The following is a 19,304-nucleotide window of genomic DNA, read 5'->3' on the forward strand; positions in this document are numbered from 1 at the left end:
CTTCGTCATCGTGCCGGCAGTGGCATGGAGCATAAGAGGCAGCCTGGACTGCCCACGCATCTCTACAGGGGAAGTTTGATGGAAGGACCACGTCCAGACCGTTCCGGCACCACGCACGATCCGGCCAAAGCGAAACGCGCACGCTGGATCGGCATCGCGGTCGCCGTGGCCGTCGTCGCGCTGGCGGCACAAGGCATCTGGTCGCGCCACGACGCGCACGCGGCGCTCGAACGCGATGCCGAGCATACGAGCCAGATGAGCGCCGAAGTGGTGCGGCCGCAGAAGTCGACGGCCGGACTCGATCTCGTGCTGCCCGGCAACGTGCAGGCTTTCCTCGATACGCCGATCTACGCGCGCACCAGCGGCTATCTGAAGAAGTGGTACGCCGACATTGGCGCGCATGTGAAGAACGGCCAGTTGCTGGCGGAAATCGACACACCCGAAGTGGACGATCAACTGCGCGCGGCCCGCGCCGATCTCGCGAACGCCAACGCCAACTATGCGCTTGCGAAAAGCACCGCCGACCGCTGGAGCGACATGCTGAAAAGCAAATCGGTCTCGAAGCAGGAAACCGACGAGAAAGTCGGCGACATGCTCGCGAAGAAAGCCACGCTCGACGCCACGCGGTTCAACGTGGCGCGCCTCGAGAAGACGCAGTCGTTCCAGAAAGTGTATGCGCCGTTCGACGGCATCGTGACGGCGCGCAATGTGGACATCGGCGCGCTGATCGACGCAGGTAGTTCGGGCGGACCCGCGAAGGAGCTGTTTCACGTCGCGCAGGCGGACCGGTTGCGCGTTTATGTGAATGTGCCGCAGGCGTACGCGCAGCAGGTTCGCGCTCAGCAGACCGCGTTTCTGACGCTGACCGAAGCGCCGTCGAAACACTATCCGGGCACCGTGGCGCGCACCGCAGGCGCCGTCGATCCGCAACAACGCACGATGCTGGCGGAGGTCGACGTCGACAACCGAAATGGCGACTTGCTGCCGGGCGCCTATGCGCAAGTGCACTTCGCGTTGGGCACCGGCGCGGCACCATTTACGCTGCCCGGCAACGCGCTGCTGTTCCGCCCTGACGGCGTGAAAGTCGCGACCGTCGACGCGCAACGCAAGGTGAAGCTATTGCCAGTGTCGCTAGGAACGGACTTCGGCACTCGAGTGGCGATCGTGTCCGGCTTGCAGGGGGATGAGCAGGTGATCGTGAATCCGCAGGACTCAATCGTCGATGGCGCGCCGGTGCGGATCGTGCCCGCGAAAGCAGGTGCGGCGACGGGTGCGTCGTCATGAACACGCAAGGATCCGGTCGCCGTTTTGTCGCGCCGCCGCTGCGATATGTCTCGCTGCACGCGTCCGCTTTAGCATTAGCGAGCGCATGCGCACTCACCGCATGCACGCTCGGCCCGGACTACGTGAAGCCGACCGCCACCACCGCCGCCACCTATAAAGAACTCGACGGCACCGGCTGGAAACCCGCCCAACCCGCCGACACGCTCACACGCGGCACTTGGTGGAGCGTCTACGCTGACCCTTCGCTCGACGCACTCGAACAACAGGTCGCGAGCGCGAACCAGAACGTGCAGGCCGCGCAAGCGCGCTTTCGCGCCGCTCGCGCCACGGTGGCGCAATATCGGTCGAGCTTCTTCCCGGTCGTCAGCGCGAATGGCGCCTATTCGCGTGCGCGTTCTTCGGAGAATGTGCTGCACAAATCGACCGCCGGCCTCACGCTGAACGACTACCTCGTGCAAGCCGACGCATCGTGGGAGCCCGACCTGTGGGGCCGCGTGTCGCGCAGCGTCGAAGGCGCGAAAGCCGAAGCACAGGCCAGCGCCGCCGATGCCCAAGCCATGCTCCTGTCGATGCAGGCCGAACTCGCCACCGACTACTTCGAGCTGCGCGGACTCGATCAGGAGCGTCAACTGCTCGACGACACGATCGGGGCCTATAAGCAAGCCCTCGATCTGACGCAGCACCGCTACACCGGCGGCATCGCCACGGATGCCGATGTCGCGCAGGCGCAGACGCAACTGAAAACCACCCAGGCGCAAGCACTCGATCTCGGCGTGCAGCGCGCGCAACTCGAACACGCGATCGCGATCCTGATCGGGCAGTCGCCTTCCACGTATTCACTGCCGGTTGCGCCGCTCGCCGCGGTGCCCGTCGTGGCAGCGGCAGGCGTGCCGTCCGCGTTGCTTGAACGCCGGCCAGACATCGCGGCGGCGGAACGCCACGTCGCCGACATGAACGCGCAGATCGGCGTGGCGACGGCGGCGTTTTTTCCGAACCTCGTTCTGTCGGTGACGGGCGGCCTCGAAGCCACCAACTACAGCCAATGGTTGCTGGCGCCGAGCCGCCTGTGGTCGTTGGGGCCGACGTTGGCAGGCACGCTGCTCGACTTCGGCGGACGCGCGTCCGTGAAGGAGCAGGCTCGTGCGCATTACGACGAAAGCGTGGCGCAATACCGGCAGACGGTATTGAGCGCTTTCGGCCAGGTTGAGGACAATCTCGCTGCGCTGCGCGTGCTCGAACGGGAAGCGACTGCGCAAGACGATGCGGTGGCCGCCGCGCAACGAGCGCTCGCGGTCGTATCGAATCGCTATAAGAACGGCGCAATCACCTATCTCGACGTGGTGGTCGCGCAAACCACCGCGCTTACCAACGAGCGCGACGCTGTCTCGATCGCGCGCCGGCGGATGGCCGCGAGCGTGGCGTTGATCAAGGCGCTGGGCGGCGGCTGGGACGCGTCCGCGCTGCCGACGGACGAACAGATCGTGCATCCGTCCGCACCCGCGAGCGATGCCGCGGCGCATGGGTAACCGCCGTTTTTCAACGGCGACGACGGGCGTCGGGCGCGCCGTCTGGTCGCGTCGCAGCGACGGCCCGCTGATCTGAGTGCCGATTCGCGCGGCTTTTTCAGCGTATCCTTAACTCTTTCGGCCTTCACATCCCTGAGGAGATTTTTCGTGACCCCGCCGCCGGACGCCCATCAGACTGCTGCTTCGGCTGCTCCTGCTTCTTCGATCGATTCCTCGCCCGTCTCTTCCAGCGCCGCTGCCGCGCCCAACATTCCTTACCTCGAACGCGGCACGCGCGCCTACTGGCGCGCCAGCATCGCGCTATTGTTCGCCGGCTACGCGACGTTCTCGCTGCTCTATTGCGTACAGCCCTTACTGCCATCGTTTTCGACGGCGTTCAACGTGACGCCGGCACAGAGCAGCCTGTCGCTCTCGTTCACCACGGCCGCGCTCGCGCTTGCCGTGTTCGTTGCCGGCTTCGTTTCGGAAGGCTGGAGCCGTCATAAGCTGATGACACTTTCGCTCACCGTTTCCGCACTACTCACCATCGGCGTGTCGATCGCGCCGCAGTGGCATCAACTGCTCGTGCTGCGCACGCTCGAAGGTCTAGCGCTCGGTGGCGTGCCCGCCGTCGCGATGGCCTATCTCGCGGAGGAAGTGCATCCCGATGGGCTCGGCCTCGCGATGGGACTTTACGTCGGCGGCACGGCGATCGGCGGGATGGCCGGGCGCGTGATCACCGGCGTGGTCGCGGATCTGTTCTCGTGGCGCGTTGCGATCGGCACGATCGGCGTGCTCGGCATTCTCTCGATGCTCGCGTTCCGCGCGCTGCTGCCGCCGTCGCGTCACTTCGTGCCGCGGCGCGGCCTCGGCTTCACGCATCACCGCACCGCCCTGCTCAGGCAATTCACACGACCTGGACTGCCTCTGCTGTTTCTGCTCGGCTTCGTGCTGATGGGCAGCTTCGTCACGCTGTACAACTACATCGGCTACCGGTTGCTCGCGCCGCCGTATCAGTTGAATCAGACGGAAATCGGCGCGATCTTCGTCGTGTATCTGACGGGCGTAGTCGCATCGCCGTGGTCGGGCCGCATGGCCGATACGTTCGGCCGCGCCCGCGTGCTCATCGCCAGTTTGCTGTTGATGCTGCTCGGTCTCGCGCTCACGCTGTTGCATCCGTTGGCGGCGATTGCGGCCGGCATTGCGTGCGTGACGTTCGGCTTCTTTGCCGGACATTCCGTGGCGAGCGGCTGGGTCGGACGCCTCGCCAAGGATGCCAAAGGCCAGGCCGCCGCCCTCTATCTGCTTGCGTATTACATCGGCTCGAGCCTGGTCGGCTCGTACGGCGGTCATGTGTGGGCCGGTTTCGGATGGAACGGTGTCGCGGGGTTGGTGGGCGTGTTGCTCGTCATCGGCCTGGTTGCGGCGATGCGTTTGCGCGGGCGTGAGCAAGCTCGCATCTGATGCTCGCGCTTCGACCCAGCGCGCATTGAATAGCGCCTAAAAGTAAGGACAACGTAAGCGAACGCTTAACGTTTTTTATCGTGATTGCTGCGTCGCGACAATCGCGGCGGCCCTTACGGCACCGGGTTCAGCGGCTTGCGAATAGGCGCTGCAGCGCCGCAAAGCGCCGCCATATCGACCCGACTTGTCTCCTATACTCAAATCGGGCGTGGGCGGTGCATGACTCCATAAATCGAGCCGCCGCCTTAGCCGGAATATATAAGGAGACGAGAATGACGACCTACTTCACGATCGGCGATTTCATCCTGGTCATTCCGATGGCGTTGGCCGGGGCCTTGTTTGTCGGTGCACTTCCGTGCAAGACGGAATTCCGGCACAACGCGTTGCGCGTGCTTGGCGCGCTGATCGGCGTGATGTTCGCCGTGGTGCTGGTCGAAGGTTTGCCGGCGCTCGTCTAGAAAAAAGCCGCCCCGACGGCGGCTTTGCTCTTGCTGCGGTGTGAACGGCCGAGGCGCGGGGATCAGATCGCCTGATCCGTCGACGGCTTTTCCCACAGGTTGATGCCGCCTTCGGTCGCGTAGCGATCGATCTCGGCCAGTTCGTCCTTCGAGAACGCGAGATTCTTCAGCGCACCGACGTTCTCACGCACCTGCTCCGCACGGCTCGCGCCAATCAGCACGGACGTCACGCGCGGATCGCGCAGCGCCCACGCGAGCGCCATCTGCGCCAGGCTCTGTCCGCGGCGTTGCGCGATGTCGTTGAGCTTGCGCACGTGGTCGATATTCTGCGCGCTCAAGTGCTCCTGCTTTAACGAACCGCCGCCCGGCTTGTTGACGCGCGCGTCGTCCGGCACGCCGTTCAGGTACTTGCCGGTGAGCAGACCTTGAGCCAGCGGTGTGAACGCGATGGCGCCCGCGCCGACATTCTCCAGCGTATCCAGCAATCCGTGCTCGATCCAGCGATTGAGCATGTTGTACGCGGGCTGATGGATCAGCAGCGGCACCTTGTACTCAGCGAGCAGCTTCGCCATTTCGAGCGTTTTGGTTGCCGAGTACGACGAGATCCCGATGTATAGCGCCTTGCCCTGCTGCACCGCGCTCGCCAGCGCACCCGCGGTTTCTTCGAGCGGCGTGTCGGCATCGAAACGATGCGAATAGAAAATATCGACGTAGTCGAGACCCATGCGCGCCAGGCTCTGATCGAGACTCGCGAGTACATATTTGCGCGAGCCGCCGCCTTGACCGTACGGACCCGGCCACATGTCCCAACCGGCCTTCGACGAAATCAGCAGTTCGTCGCGATACGGCTTGAAGTCGTCCTTGAAGAGTCGGCCGAAATTGGTTTCGGCGCTGCCGTACGGCGGCCCGTAATTGTTGGCGAGGTCGAAGTGCGTGATGCCGAGGTCGAAGGCTGTGCGCAGGATGTCGCGCTGCGTGGAAATCGGCGTGGTGTCGCCGAAGTTGTGCCACAGACCGAGCGACAGCGCAGGCAGTTTGAGACCCGACTTACCGCAGACGCGGTACTGCATATCCGAATAGCGTTCTGAAGCTGCTTCGTAAGCCATTGCTAGTGTCCTTGATGGTGAAGGCGCCCGACATGTGCGGGCATGGGCAATTGCATGCTGCGGGAGGCGTGCTGCTTTATTTTTGTAGGTGGGGGATGCAGCCAGACCGCTATGGTAGCGAATCGACGTGATGCATGCAGACACCCAGTATGCGGGATGGACGATCGCCTGCGGCTCCCCTACACTTTGCCCGACTCAAGCTCAGGGGAGAGATAGATGACGAAAGCGATTTCCATCGCGTTGATTGTCGGCGGTATCGTGCTGCTGTATTTCGGCGGGCAGGCGTTCAATTCGGTGAGCAGCGACGTCTCGCGCGTCTTTACCGGTTCGCCGTCCAACAAGGCGATCATGCTGATCGTGGGCGGCGTCGTGGCTACGATCGCCGGCCTGACGGGAATGGCTTTGTCGGGGCGGCGGCGCTAACGGCGTGCGCGATGCGCGGCGAGGTGCTTCGGGCTCCGGGTATCTGGTCCCGAAGCGCCACCACGACAAGTCGGGAAAGCCTAAAACGCCACCTCGGGCTTCGCAGCCGAACGGGTTCCCGGCAACGGCACGTTGCTCACGCCGTGATAGGTGTACACCAGCGAAAACTTCACTTGATCGCTGATGTTCTTGCCGGCTGAATGCAATGTATTGCAGTGGAAAAACACCACGTCGCCTGGCTTGAGTTCAGGCGACACCGCTGCGCGAATCCACTCCTGATTCTCTTCCAGATCGGAGCGGAAAAATTTGGCCTGATCGAACCGGTCGGAAGTGAACGTGGCGTTGTGGGACTTCGGCACTAGCCACAGCGCGCCGTTATCCACCGTCTCCGAGCCGACCGCCAGCCACACCGATACCAGATCGTCCCGCTCGAACGACCAATACCTTACGTCGCGATGCCAGCCGGTCAAGCTGCCATACGCCGGATGCTTGGTCATCATGCAGTTATGGTGCGCGCGTGACAGACGCGGCTCCTCGCCGAAATACAGTTCCATCCAGCCGCGAATCTCCGGCGCGGTCGCCCATTGCGCGAAACTCGGATGACGGCCATACGCATCCAGCAGCCGCCGCACCGTATGGCCGCCGGGCGCGTGTTTGGAGGTCGGCGCGCCCGGATACTGCAGATCCGCTTCGAACTCGATCGGCGCGGCCGCTTCCTGCAACTGACGCTGCGCAATCTGCCTGAATTCATCGCAACGCTCGGGCGGCACCAATCCGGGCACCACGACAAAACCCTGCTCCCGCAACGTCTGAATCTGCTCTTTCTTGGAATGAAGTGACATGGTGTTCCGTTACTGTCGACAAGCCGATGCAAGATTGTAAAGCGGGCGCGATCCCAAGGTGTGCCGTTTCGCCCGCGAGAAACCGCACCTTACGCACTACTTTCATGCGCTAGGCTCGATGTTGCGGCACTTCGAGTGGGCAAGCACGCACGAAAATTGACCGCAAAGGGCGCGATCCCACTGCCGCAAATCGCGATCTACCCCGTAAAAACCCGTATTCGCAGGGTAAAAACGGACTTTATGACGTCACGAATCGCGTGTAACCTGCGCTGCATGTTGATCGTTATTTCCGCACTTCCGCGCCGCGTACAGGCCGCCGAGGCCGACTCCGCCGTACACCGTGCACTTTTCCGTCGAATTCCAGGCTTTCGCGCCGTCCATCGCGACACCGCCATTGGCACATTTGGTGCTCCTCTTGGCGCACATTCCGTCGCGCGACACGTTGCCTATTTGTGAAGCCATGCATACTCTCCTGAGCACCCGTCTTACCCGCGCCGCACTGAAAGCAGCGCGTCCCGCGCGCCGCCATGTCGTGCGCGCGCTGCGCCATCACGCCACCCGCACCCGCGCGCTCGGCGAACAATGGCGCGATGCCAGAGCCGTCGACGGCATTCGCACCTGGTTCAACACGTTCTTCTCCGCCTTGCGTGTGCAAGGCGGCTCGCGCCGTTTTTCGCTGCGCACACTGCTGCGCAAACCGACGCCGCTGCGCCTCACCGCGCCACGTGCCCCTGCCGCCGTGCCACAGAACACGAGCCGTCGTCCGCGTCGCATGTCGACGAATGGCAGCACCGGCTGGTTCGCGTTCGCGTTTGCGAGCCGTTAAGCCGATTACGGAACGCAGCACGTTTGTTTCTGGACCGGCGCGGCTGCAACGGCTGCGCTGATGCAAGAACACGTCGCAGCCGTTGAAGCTGCCAGTCGACTGCGCAGCAAAGCAACCGACGCAAAATGAAAAAACCCCGCCTGGCTCACGCCAGCGGGGTTTTTTTCCGAAACGGACGGCTCGCGCTTATTCGGCCAGCGCGGCAACCGGTTCCGTACCGGCGGCTTCGGCGAGCGCCAATGCCTTGTCCGTGGATTCCCACGTGAATTCCGGCTCTTCACGGCCGAAGTGACCGTAGGCCGCGCTCTTCTCGTAGATCGGGCGCAGCAGGTCGAGCATCTGAATGATGCCCTTCGGACGCAGATCGAAATGCTCCTGCACGAGACGCGTGATGGTCGCGTCCGACACGCGGCCCGTACCGAACGTGTTCACCATCACCGAGGTCGGCTGGGCGACGCCGATCGCGTACGACACCTGAATCAGGCAGCGCGAAGCGAGGCCTGCGGCCACGATGTTCTTCGCGACATAACGGCCGGCATAAGCCGCCGAACGGTCGACCTTGGACGGATCCTTGCCCGAGAACGCGCCGCCGCCGTGCGGTGCGGCACCGCCGTATGTATCGACGATGATCTTGCGGCCGGTCAAACCGCAATCGCCTTGCGGACCGCCAATCACGAAACGACCCGTGGGGTTCACGAGGAACTTGATGTCGCCCTTGATGAGATCGGCCGGCAGGGTCGGCTTGATGACTTCTTCGATCACGGCTTCGCGCAGCGTGCCCAGATCGATATCCGGCGAATGCTGGGTGGACAGCACCACGGTGTCGATCGCATGCGGCTTGCCGTCGACATAACGCACAGTGACTTGCGACTTCGCGTCCGGACGCAGCCACGGCAGACGGCCGTCACGGCGCAGATTCGCCTGACGCTCCACCAGACGGTGCGACAGGTGGATTGGCAGCGGCATCAGTTCCGGCGTTTCTTCACACGCGTAACCGAACATCAGGCCCTGGTCGCCCGCGCCTTGATCGAGGTTGTTGTCGTGCGCGCGGTCCACGCCTTGCGCGATGTCCGGCGATTGCTTGTCGTACGCGACGAGCACCGCGCAGCCGCGGTAGTCGATGCCGTAGTCGGTATTGTCGTAGCCGATGCGCTTGATCGTGTTGCGCGCGACCTGGATGTAATCGACGTTAGCGGTCGTGGTGATTTCACCCGCCAGCACGACGAGACCCGTATTGCACAGCGTTTCCGCGGCGACACGCGAGTATTTGTCCTGAGCGAGAATGGCGTCGAGAATGGCGTCCGAAATCTGATCCGCGACTTTGTCGGGATGGCCTTCGGAAACGGATTCGGAAGTGAAGAGATAGTCGTTTGCCACGTTGCAGACTCCTGTTGTGTGGTTACGGTTGAGTTTCACGTAGCCAGCTTCGGGAGCCTTGAAGCGGCGACGCTTTAGCGGATTACCTGACCAGGCGGCGCAAATCACGTGGATTGCAGCCACCGGCTTCGCCCCGCAAGTTGTCTATTAACTCGGCGAAGCCCTTATTATAGCGACTTCTTATGATTGTCACAGAGTGTCCAAGAGTGCGGTATTACGTCAACTTTTCCGCTTTTCTGAAGCCCGTCCTGTGCCGCGCCTTTTTTCAGGGGGCGGCATGCTGAGCCGCTATGGCGCCAAACTCGCGATCGCGCTGCTGAAACTGTTTGCACTGTTGCCTTATGGTCTCACCGCTCGCATTGGCGACGGACTCGGCTGGCTGCTCTATCAGATCCCGAGCCGGCGCAAACGCATTGTCCATATCAACCTGAAGTTGTGCTTTCCCGAGTGGAGCGACGAGCGTCGCGATGACGTCGCGCAGAAGCATTTCCGCCACGCGATTCGCAGCTACCTCGAGCGCAGCGTGCAGTGGTTCGGCTCGGCGAAGAAGCTCGAAAAGCTGATCCAGCTCGACAGCGCGATCGATCTGACGGATCCGAATCTGCCGCCCACGCTGTTTCTCGGCTTTCACTTCGTGGGTATCGAGGCCGGTTCGATCTTTCTCAACTATTCGCTCAAGCGCCAATGCGGCTCGCTCTATCAGCCGATGTCGAACCCGGAGCTGGAAGAAGTCGCCAAAGCGGCGCGCGCGCGTTTCGGCGCGGATATGGCGAGCCGCGCAGACAGCGCGCGCGTCGTGCTGCGCTGGCTGCGCGAGCGCAAGCCGGTCATGCTCGGCGCCGACATGGACTACGGCGCGCGTAATTCCACCTTCGTGCCGTTCTTCGGCGTGCCGACCTGTACATTGACCGCAGTGGGACGTCTCGCCAAGGTCGGCCACGCGCAGGTCGTGCCGTTCATCGGCGAGGTGCTGCCGAATTACAAAGGCTACCGTCTCAAGGTGTTCAAGCCGTGGGAGAACTATCCGACCGGCGACGACGACGCCGACGCCCGTCGCATGAATGCTTTCCTGGAAGAGCAGATTCCGTTGATGCCCGAGCAGTATTACTGGGTCCACAAGCGCTTCAAGACCCGGCCGCCGGGTCAACCGAGCGTGTATTGAGCGACCGCCTCCGCGGTGTGTGAAGCAAGCGTCCGAACATGGAAATAACGCGGCGTTCGGGTCCACCTGTGGGCGGGTCACTTACAATAGCGTGATGAAACTGAAATTCACCAAAATGCACGGCGCGGGCAATGACTTCGTCGTGCTCGACGGCTACACCCAACCGGTCAACCTGACGCCGGCGCAGGTGCGCGCGCTCGCGGACCGGCATTTCGGCGTGGGCGCCGACCAGTTGCTGCTGGTCGAGAAGCCCACGGTGGCCGGCGTCGATTTCAGGTATCGCATCTTCAATTGCGACGGCGGCGAGGTCGAGCATTGCGGCAACGGCGCGCGCTGCTTCGTCAAGTTCGTGCGCGACAGGGGCCTCACCGATCAACGCAGCGTGCGCGTGCAGGTGCAAAAGGGCACCATCACGCTGACCATGCAGGAAAACGGCGAAGTGCTGGTCGACATGGGCACGCCCGTGTTCGACCCGGAACGCGTGCCGTTCGCCACGAAAGGCTTGGAAGGCCGCCGCGAAGGCGCGGACACGCTCTGGCCGCTCGACGTGAACGGCACGACACGCTGGATTTCGGTGGTATCGATGGGCAATCCGCACGCCGTGCAAGTAATCGACGACGTGGAAGCGTTCCCCGTGCTGGTCGAAGGCCCGGTGATCGAACGTCATGCCCGTTTTCCGCAGCGGGTGAACGCGGGCTTCATGCAGATCGTCGGGCGCAGTGAGATCAAGCTGCGCGTGTACGAACGCGGCGCGGGTGAAACGCTGGCGTGCGGCACGGGCGCGTGCGCGGCCGTCGCGGCCGGCATCCGGCGCGGGCTGCTGGACGCACCGGTGCTCGTGCACACACACGGCGGCAAACTGACCATCACGTGGGACGCCGCGCAAGCCGACCAGCCGTTGCTGATGGCCGGCCCCGCCGCGACCGTCTTCGAAGGCGAAATCGAACTGGCCGATTCATTAGCCGATACACAGGCCGCTTAAACTCATTGACCGATGCGCCGCCCTACGGCGTCGCCCCGTAGTCCTCTAGCCGAAACCATGAACGATCGCGAAGTCGCCGAATACCTGCTGGCCAATCCTGAATTCTTCGCCGAACACGCGGAAATGCTCGCGACGATCCGCCTCGCGAATCCGCACGGCAAAGCCGCGGTGTCGCTGCAGGAACGGCAGATGGAAATGCTGCGCGACAAGAACAAGCACCTTGAACGCCGCCTCGCCGAACTCCTGCGCTACGGCCACGAGAACGACAGCATCGCGTCGAAATTCAACCGCTGGACCATTCGCGTGATGGCCGAGCGCGATCCGTATGCGCTGCCGCGCACGATCGCCACCGGTTTGCGCGACATCTTCGACGTGCCGCAAGCCGCGCTGCGCGTGTGGGATGTGGCCGAACCGTATGCCCAGGCCGACTTCGCGCGCCATGTCGGCGAAGAAGTGCGCATTTTCGCTAACAGCCTGACCACGCCGTATTGCGGCGCGAATACCGGCTTCGAGGCGGCGCAGTGGCTGGTGCCCTCCGTGACCACGGTAAGCGACGAGGGCTCGGCCGGCCACGCGGCGCCCGAGCCGGCGCACGCAACCGAATCGATCGCGCTGCTTGCGCTGCGCGATCCGGAAGGCAAGGAAGAAGCGCCGACATTCGGCCTGCTGGTGATGGGTTCGGCAGACGCGCGCCGCTTCCACGACGGCATGGCCACTGATTTCCTCACGCAGATCAGCGCGCTGGCCAGTGCGGCGCTGAGCCGTCTGCTGCCGCGCTGAGCCGCACTCAGCTCCGCGCCAGCCGCTCGAAAACCCACCGTGACCGCCGCCGACCCGATCGCCGCCTATCTGTCGAATCTCGAACACGAGCGGCGGCTCTCGGCGCATACGCTGCGCGGCTACGCCCACGAACTGGAAGAACTCAGGCAGTTGGCCAAAGGCCGGCCGCTCGAAAGCCTCACAGCCGTGGACATTCGCGGCGCCGTTTCGCGGGCGCATGCAGGCGGCCTGACGGCGCGCTCGATTAGCCACCGGCTGTCGGCGTGGCGCGCGTTTTACCGCTGGTTCGCCGGCCGCGTCGATCTGCCGGCCAATCCGGTCGCGACCGTGCGCGCGCCGAAGCAGGCCAAACCGCTGCCCAAAGCGCTATCCGTCGACGACGCCACGCGCCTGATGGAAAGTCCGCCCGCCGCATCGCCCGAAGGTTTGCGCGATCACGCCATGCTCGAACTGTTCTACTCGTCCGGCCTGCGACTCGCGGAACTGGTCGGGCTCGACGCCCGTTTTGCCGATGCCGACGGCTATCGCTCGGCCGGCTGGCTCAAGCTCGATTCCGCTGAAGTCGAAGTGCTCGGCAAGGGCAACCGGCGCCGCGTTGTGCCGGTCGGCAGCAAGGCGCTGGAAGCCTTGATTGCCTGGCTCGCCGTCCGCGATCAGATGGTGAAGCACGATCCGCATCCGCTGTTTCTCTCGGCGCGCGGCAATCGCCTGTCGCCGAACGTCGTGCGCGAGCGTGTGAAGCGCGCGGCGCTGGTCGCCGGCATTCCCGCCAATGTGCATCCGCACGTGCTGCGGCATTCGTTCGCCACGCACGTGCTGCAGTCGAGCGGCGATCTGCGCGCCGTGCAGGAGTTGCTCGGCCACGCGAGCATCACCGCGACACAGGTCTACACCGCGCTCGATTTCCAGCATCTCGCGCACGTCTACGATCAGGCGCACCCGCGCGCCAAAAAACGCGACTGATTCCGCGGTCGATTCGCGGCGTACGGTCTCCGCCTCCGCCTTACCTGCTGCGTGCGCCGTGCCGCGCGGCCCATTGCTCTCTCTGACACCCTGATGAATACCGTTACGCTCAAACCGTCGAAAGAAAAGTCGCTGCTGCGGCGCCATCCGTGGGTTTATGCCAACGCGATTGACCGGATCGACGGCAATCCCGCGCCCGGCGCCACCGTGCTGGTGCGCGCGCACGACGGCCGTTTCCTCGCGCGTGCGGCGTACAGCCCGCATTCGCAGATCCGCGCTCGCGTGTGGAGCTTCGACGAAAGCGAGCCGATCGATCACGCGTTCTTCAAGCGCCGCGTGCAGCGCGCGCTCGCGCACCGTCAGACGATGGTCCACGACACCGGCGCGGTGCGGCTGATTTTCGGCGAAGCGGACGGGCTGCCGGGCTTGATCGTCGATCACTACATCGCCGAGGACGAAGGCCAGCGCAGCCAACTCGTCTGTCAGTTCATGGCGGCAGGCGTGGAGGCGTGGAAGGAAGCGATCGTTGCGGCGCTGACCGGCGCGACCGGCTGCACGAACGTCTACGAACGCTCGGACGTGTCGATTCGTCAGAAGGAAGGACTTGAGCAGATCACCGGCGTGCTGGCGGGCGAAGCGCCGTCGGAAGCGTTGATCGCGAGCGAAAACGGCGTGCGCTATCACGTCGACGTGCGCAACGGCCACAAGACTGGCTTTTACGTCGATCAGCGCGACAACCGCCTGCTCGTGCAGCAGCTCGCGCAGGATCGCGAGGTGCTGAACTGCTTCTGCTATACCGGCGGCTTCTCGCTGGCGGCGCTGAAAGGCGGCGCCAAACGCGTGGTGTCGATCGATTCGTCGGGCGACGCACTGGCGATCGCCCAACAGAACGTCGCAGCCAACGGCTTCGACGCCGAGCGCGCCACCTGGCTCGACGCCGACGCGTTCAAAACGCTTCGCCGCCTTCACGACGAAGGCGAGCGCTTCGACCTGATCGTGCTCGATCCGCCGAAATTCGCGCCGTCGCGCGAGCATGTGGACCGTGCGGCGCGCGCTTACAAGGACATCAACCTGACCGGCCTGAAGCTGCTGCGCCCGGGCGGCCTGCTCTTCACCTATTCGTGCTCCGGCGCGATCGACGCCGAGCTTTTCCAGAAGATCGTCTCCGGCGCGGCCGCCGACGCGCGCGTGGACGCCCGCATTCTCAAGCGGCTCGGCGCCGGGGTGGATCACCCATTGCTCACTGCATTCCCCGAAGGCGAATACCTGAAGGGCCTGCTGTTGCAAATCGCCTGATCGCCCATAGTTTCAGGGATGTTTCCGGCGCTGGATGCTTGGGCGACAGCGGACGCGGACCAGGGTCCGCCAGCGTCGCCTTGACAGATATGTTTCAATAACCGCCTGGACAGGGCAGCGCGCCACCCGGCTGCGCGCCCGGCACACGCATTCGTTTATTCACCTGATTACGCACCGTTACACGACCATACAGGCGACCCACATGATCCCAGTCACCATCCTGACCGGCTTTCTCGGCAGCGGCAAAACCACCCTGCTCAAGCGCATCCTGAATGAAAAGCACGGCATGAAGATCGCCGTGATCGAGAACGAGTTCGGCGAAGAGAACATCGACAACGAAATCCTTGTGCAGGACACGGGCGAGCAGATCATCCAGATGAGCAACGGCTGCATCTGCTGCACGATTCGCGGCGACCTGTCGCGCGTGCTGGGCGATCTGGCGGCGCAGAAGCAATCAGGCAAGCTGGATTTCGACCGCGTCGTGATCGAAACCACCGGCCTCGCCAATCCGGGCCCGGTTGCGCAGACGTTCTTCATGGACGACCAGATCGCCAATGAATTCCTGCTGGACGCGATCATCACCCTGGTCGACGCGAAGCACGCGAACCACCAGTTGGACGAACACGAAGTCGTACAGCGCCAGGTCGGTTTCGCCGACCGCCTGTTCATCACGAAGTCGGATCTGGTCGATGAAAGCCAATTGGCCGATCTCCGCCACCGCCTGCTGCATATGAACCCGCGCGCGGCCATCAAGGTGGTCAATTTCGGCGAAGCGGACATCAAGGAAATCTTCGACCTGCGCGGGTTCAACCTGAATTCGAAGCTCGAGATCGATCCGGACTTCCTCGTGGAAGACGAGCATGCGCACAGCCACGCTCACGCGCATGACGAGCACGGCCACACCCATGACGATCACGCCAACTGCGATCACGACCACGGCAAATGCGATCACGAAGGCCACGATCACGCGCATCACCATCATGCGCACCATGACGACAAGATCAAATCATTCGTCTACCGCAGCGACCGACCGTTCGATCCGAACAAGCTGGAAGACTTTCTTGGCGGCATTCTGCAGATTTATGGCGAGCGCCTGCTGCGCTACAAGGGCGTGCTCTATATGAAGGGCGTCGATCGCAAGGTGGTGTTCCAGGGTGTGCATCAGATGATGGGCAGCGATCTGGCCGCCAAATGGCAGCCCATTGAGAAGAAGACCAACAAGATGGTGTTTATCGGCATCGAACTGCCGCAAGACCTGATCACCGACGGACTGGACGCCTGCCTCGCCTAGGAAATGCGAAGCCCCGGCTTGCCCGGGGCTTGCCGTTTATTCAGACCGAGCGCCGTGCGACGCGGCACGCGCCGTGCTAATGCGTGAATGTAAATATGCGCAAAGCGCGCGCCGGCCAAATCATCTGCTGAATCCGCCTTAACGACGGCCGAAAGCTCACTGAAAAGTCGCGCGTATGAAAAGCGCGTGAAAACCCTGCTGTATTAAAGCGTGCACGACCATCGCTTTTTGGTCGTGCGCGCGTTATATTTTCGGGATATCGGGGTGCCGTACGGGGATTTTCACCACTTGCGGCGCTAGATTGTGGTTCAGTTACAATACGTGCCCACTGGAGAATGACAACGAATTGCCCGGTCAGCGCGTATCCCGCGACGGGCCTGAAAGGCGCCGGAAAATCTTATCCGGACGATACGCCGACAATGCCGGCTGGCAGCGCCTGAAAAGGCGCGCTGTCGGCAAGCAATGCCTCAGGAGCATTTGAGAATCGGTTTCCAGAGGAGTTCGGCCCCGCATTAGCGTTGCGACGCCCGGCGTGTGGGCGCCAGGCGCTTCGGCGTCACGACAGTCCACCGTCCGTGCCCGCCTTGGTGCTCAGCGTCTTCTAGGCGCATTTGCGGGCAATACGAAAGTGCGGGCACTATGTAAGAGTTTTGCCTCACATTGAAGAAGTAAGCCAGATGACGACGAAACGACTCTTGACCGAAGCCGAAATCCTGAAGATGAGCGACAAGGATTACATGAATGAGGATCAGCTCGCCTTCTTCAAGAACAAGCTCGAACAACTGCAGGCGGATATTCTCCGCAATGCCGGCCAGACGACCGAGAACCTGCGCGAAACGGTCATCGTGCCGGACCCGGCCGACCGCGCAACGATCGAGGAAGAGCATGCGCTCGAACTGCGCACGCGCGACCGCGAGCGCAAACTGCTGAAGAAGGTGCAGCAATCCATCGCGCGCATCGACTCGGGCGACTACGGCTGGTGCGAAGAAACCGGTGAGCCGATCGGCATCCCGCGTCTGCTCGCACGGCCCACGGCCACCCTGTCGCTCGAAGCGCAGGAGCGCCGCGAACTGCGCCAGAAGCTGTTCGGCGACTGAACGCTTGCGGCGCGGCTTCGGCTCCGCGCCCTGAAACGCTGCTTCGTCGAGAGGCGCACGGTGAGCCGTGCGCCTTTTTCTTTTGTGTGACGCATTTCTGAGGCATTGCTGTGGTGCAGACGGTTTCCACCTTGCCTCGGCACCTCCTTATCGGCGTAACCACCGCTTTCGCTTCCGAACTCATCTGTATTTGTCCTATGCCATTTGCCGGCCCGCGAGCGGGATTCATGCTATCCCGACCCCGCGCCGCGTGATGCCGCGCGGACGCGCACCCCGCACCAATTCACGTGTTTTTTGTCTTATGCCATTTGCCGGCTCTTGATATGACCGCGCACGCCCTAAAATAAATCGGACATGCGCTGCACGAGCGCGCGCCGGCCGGTTGGTTTGTTAGCGTCGCGCGCCGTCCGCTTTCAGGATTCATGCGGTAGCGCAGTGCGCTGCCGCGTCCTACCCGTTTTGCAAAGAGGAACGCATATGGAGCAATTTCACGGCACGACGATCGTCTCCGTGCGCCGCGGCGACAAAGTCGCGCTCGGCGGCGACGGCCAGGTGACGCTAGGCAACATCGTCATGAAAGGCGGTGCGAAGAAAGTCCGGCGCATCTATAACGGCAAGGTGCTGGTCGGCTTCGCCGGCGGCACGGCCGACGCCTTCTCGCTGCTCGACCGCTTCGAAGCGAAGCTGGAAAAGCATCAGGGCAATCTCACGCGCGCCGCCGTCGAACTCGCCAAAGACTGGCGCACCGACCGCATGCTGCGCCGTCTCGAAGCCATGCTGATCACCGCGGACGCCACGACCACGCTCGTCATCACCGGCAACGGCGACGTGCTCGATCCGGAAGGCGGCATCTGCGCGATCGGTTCCGGCGGCGCTTATGCGCAAGCCGCCGCGACCGCGCTCGCTCACAACACTGACCTGTCGCCCCGTGAAATCGTGGAGAAGTCGCTGGAGATTGCGGGCGACATGTGCATCTACACGAACCATAACCGCGTTATCGAGACGATCGAGTAAGGACCCACGATGAGCACCATGACCCCTGCCGAGATCGTCTCGGAACTCGACAAACACATCATTGGCCAAGGCCGCGCGAAAAAAGCGGTGGCGGTGGCGCTGCGCAATCGCTGGCGCCGTCAGCAGGTTGAAGATCCGCTACGTCAGGAAATCACGCCGAAGAACATTCTGATGATCGGACCGACCGGCGTCGGCAAGACCGAAATTGCGCGCCGCCTGGCGAAACTGGCCGACGCGCCATTCATCAAGATCGAAGCAACCAAGTTCACCGAGGTCGGCTATGTGGGCCGCGACGTGGACAGCATCGTGCGCGACCTGATCGAAATTTCCGTCAAGCAGACGCGCGAAACGGAAATGCGCAAAGTGCGGACCAAGGCCGAAGATCAGGCCGAAGACCGCATCCTCGATATTCTGCTGCCGAGCGCGCGGCCCGTCGGCTTCGGCGCGAGTTCGAGCGCGGCTGATACCGTCGACGAAGGCAGCACGACACGCCAGACCTTCCGCAAGCGTCTGCGCGAAGGCTTGCTTGACGACAAGGAAATCGAGCTCGACGTGGAACAGCCGCAAGTCGGCATGGACATCATGGGGCCGCCGGGCATGGAAGACATGACCGAGCAGATCCGTTCGATGTTCGCGAACATCGGCGGCGGCAAGAAAACGCGCCGCAAGCTGAAGGTGAAAGAAGCGCTGAAGGTTCTCACCGACGAAGAAGCCGGCAAGATGCTGAACGACGAAGAGGTGAAAACCAAAGCTGTGCAGAACGTCGAGCAGAACGGCATTGTGTTTCTCGACGAAATCGACAAAATCGCCTCGCGCAACGAAGCCGGCGGCGGTGAAGTTTCGCGTCAGGGCGTGCAGCGCGATCTGCTGCCGCTGGTCGAAGGCACCACGATCAACACCAAGTACGGCATGGTGAAGACCGATCACATTCTGTTCATTGCGAGCGGCGCATTCCATTTGGCCAAGCCGAGCGATCTGATTCCGGAATTGCAAGGCCGCTTTCCGATTCGCGTCGAACTGGACTCGCTCTCGGTGAACGACTTCGAATCGATCCTGGTTTCCACGGATGCGAGCCTCGTCAAGCAATACCAGGCATTGCTCGCCACCGAAGACGTGCAACTGGAATTCGCCGACGACGGCATCCGCCGCCTCGCCGAGATCGCGTACTCGGTGAACGAAAAGACCGAGAACATCGGCGCACGGCGTCTGTACACGGTGATCGAAAAGCTGCTCGAAGAAGTCTCGTTCGCGGCCGGCAATCACTCAGGCCGGACGGTGCAGATCGACGCGGCTTATGTCGATCGCGCGCTGAACGAAGTGGCGGAAGACGAGGATCTGTCGCGCTACGTGCTGTGATGTCGTTGCCGGGATTGCCTCGTTCTGTTGCTTTCACGGCTTGAGGCGGAACTGATACAAGGCGTATAAGAAAACGGG

Annotated in this window: 18 protein-coding genes; 15 read left to right on the plus strand and 3 right to left on the minus strand. The window is 62.8% G+C overall.

The genetic code is table 11. The features are described from left to right. Positions 1-78: 78 nt before the first annotated feature. The 4 genes from B0G71_RS18670 to B0G71_RS18685 all read left to right on the plus strand — a co-directional run bounded on the left by B0G71_RS18670 (position 79) and on the right by B0G71_RS18685 (position 4,711). On the plus strand, positions 79-1,284 hold the full coding sequence (locus B0G71_RS18670) for an efflux RND transporter periplasmic adaptor subunit (protein ID WP_116143314.1): 1,206 nt from the start codon (positions 79-81) through the stop codon (positions 1,282-1,284). Beyond that, positions 1,281-2,810 carry an efflux transporter outer membrane subunit gene (locus tag B0G71_RS18675; protein WP_116143316.1) on the plus strand — a complete coding sequence of 510 codons (1,530 nt, stop codon included), beginning with the start codon at positions 1,281-1,283 and terminating at the stop codon, positions 2,808-2,810. Before B0G71_RS18670 ends, B0G71_RS18675 begins: the two co-directional genes overlap by 4 nt. A 204-nt stretch (positions 2,811-3,014) precedes the next feature. Further along, positions 3,015-4,253 (plus strand): MFS transporter, encoded by a 1,239-nt coding sequence (locus tag B0G71_RS18680; RefSeq protein WP_181916917.1) that lies wholly within the window; start codon positions 3,015-3,017, stop codon positions 4,251-4,253. Between the two features lie 272 nt (positions 4,254-4,525). After that, positions 4,526-4,711, plus strand: a complete 186-nt coding sequence (locus B0G71_RS18685) for a hypothetical protein (RefSeq protein WP_012431424.1) — start codon at positions 4,526-4,528, stop codon at positions 4,709-4,711. Positions 4,712-4,773: 62 nt separating this feature from the next. Here B0G71_RS18685 and mgrA read toward each other — a convergent pair whose 3' ends face one another. Beyond that, positions 4,774-5,817, minus strand: a complete 1,044-nt coding sequence (gene mgrA, locus B0G71_RS18690; RefSeq protein WP_106283922.1) for an L-glyceraldehyde 3-phosphate reductase — start codon at positions 5,815-5,817, stop codon at positions 4,774-4,776. A gap of 216 nt (positions 5,818-6,033) precedes the next feature. On the opposite strand from mgrA, the gene B0G71_RS18695 reads away from it, so the two are divergent. Continuing rightward, positions 6,034-6,240 carry a DUF3185 family protein gene (locus B0G71_RS18695; RefSeq protein ID WP_116118683.1) on the plus strand — a complete coding sequence of 69 codons (207 nt, stop codon included), beginning with the start codon at positions 6,034-6,036 and terminating at the stop codon, positions 6,238-6,240. 80 nt (positions 6,241-6,320) lie between these two features. On the opposite strand, the gene B0G71_RS18700 is transcribed toward B0G71_RS18695, so the two are convergent. Next, positions 6,321-7,082 carry a phytanoyl-CoA dioxygenase family protein gene (locus B0G71_RS18700; RefSeq protein ID WP_116143320.1) on the minus strand — a complete coding sequence of 254 codons (762 nt, stop codon included), beginning with the start codon at positions 7,080-7,082 and terminating at the stop codon, positions 6,321-6,323. A 460-nt stretch (positions 7,083-7,542) separates the two neighbouring features. On the opposite strand from B0G71_RS18700, the gene B0G71_RS18710 reads away from it, so the two are divergent. Beyond that, positions 7,543-7,908, plus strand: a complete 366-nt coding sequence (locus tag B0G71_RS18710; protein ID WP_116143324.1) for a hypothetical protein — start codon at positions 7,543-7,545, stop codon at positions 7,906-7,908. A gap of 186 nt (positions 7,909-8,094) precedes the next feature. On the opposite strand, the gene metK is transcribed toward B0G71_RS18710, so the two are convergent. Beyond that, a complete protein-coding gene (gene metK / locus B0G71_RS18715; RefSeq protein ID WP_116143326.1) occupies positions 8,095-9,285 on the minus strand; it encodes a methionine adenosyltransferase in 1,191 nt (396 codons plus the stop codon). Positions 9,286-9,562: 277 nt separating this feature from the next. On the opposite strand from metK, the gene B0G71_RS18720 reads away from it, so the two are divergent. The 9 genes from B0G71_RS18720 (at position 9,563) to hslU (ending at position 19,226) form a co-directional block, all read left to right on the plus strand. Continuing rightward, positions 9,563-10,447, plus strand: a complete 885-nt coding sequence (locus B0G71_RS18720) for a lipid A biosynthesis lauroyl acyltransferase (protein WP_116143328.1) — start codon at positions 9,563-9,565, stop codon at positions 10,445-10,447. Between the two features lie 94 nt (positions 10,448-10,541). Beyond that, complete coding sequence (gene dapF / locus B0G71_RS18725) at positions 10,542-11,429, plus strand: diaminopimelate epimerase (RefSeq protein ID WP_116143330.1); 888 nt, start codon at positions 10,542-10,544, stop codon at positions 11,427-11,429. 57 nt (positions 11,430-11,486) lie between these two features. After that, positions 11,487-12,209: a DUF484 family protein gene (locus B0G71_RS18730; protein ID WP_116143332.1), complete on the plus strand. Its 723-nt coding sequence runs from the start codon at positions 11,487-11,489 to the stop codon at positions 12,207-12,209. 39 nt (positions 12,210-12,248) lie between these two features. Further along, a complete protein-coding gene (gene xerC / locus B0G71_RS18735) occupies positions 12,249-13,172 on the plus strand; it encodes a tyrosine recombinase XerC (protein ID WP_116143334.1) in 924 nt (307 codons plus the stop codon). A 93-nt stretch (positions 13,173-13,265) separates the two neighbouring features. Beyond that, positions 13,266-14,468, plus strand: a complete 1,203-nt coding sequence (locus B0G71_RS18740) for a class I SAM-dependent rRNA methyltransferase (protein ID WP_116143336.1) — start codon at positions 13,266-13,268, stop codon at positions 14,466-14,468. 202 nt (positions 14,469-14,670) lie between these two features. Continuing rightward, the gene (locus B0G71_RS18745; RefSeq protein ID WP_116143338.1) at positions 14,671-15,759 is read left to right on the plus strand and encodes a GTP-binding protein; all 1,089 of its coding nucleotides are present in this window, start codon (positions 14,671-14,673) and stop codon (positions 15,757-15,759) included. Positions 15,760-16,436: 677 nt separating this feature from the next. Further along, positions 16,437-16,856 carry an RNA polymerase-binding protein DksA gene (dksA, locus tag B0G71_RS18750; RefSeq protein ID WP_012431412.1) on the plus strand — a complete coding sequence of 140 codons (420 nt, stop codon included), beginning with the start codon at positions 16,437-16,439 and terminating at the stop codon, positions 16,854-16,856. 477 nt (positions 16,857-17,333) lie between these two features. Further along, positions 17,334-17,870: an ATP-dependent protease subunit HslV gene (gene hslV, locus B0G71_RS18755; RefSeq protein ID WP_106283934.1), complete on the plus strand. Its 537-nt coding sequence runs from the start codon at positions 17,334-17,336 to the stop codon at positions 17,868-17,870. A gap of 9 nt (positions 17,871-17,879) precedes the next feature. Further along, positions 17,880-19,226 carry an ATP-dependent protease ATPase subunit HslU gene (gene hslU, locus B0G71_RS18760; protein WP_116143340.1) on the plus strand — a complete coding sequence of 449 codons (1,347 nt, stop codon included), beginning with the start codon at positions 17,880-17,882 and terminating at the stop codon, positions 19,224-19,226. Positions 19,227-19,304: the final 78 nt, after the last annotated feature.

This window comes from Paraburkholderia sp. BL27I4N3 (assembly GCF_003386115.1).
Lineage (GTDB): Bacteria > Pseudomonadota > Gammaproteobacteria > Burkholderiales > Burkholderiaceae > Paraburkholderia.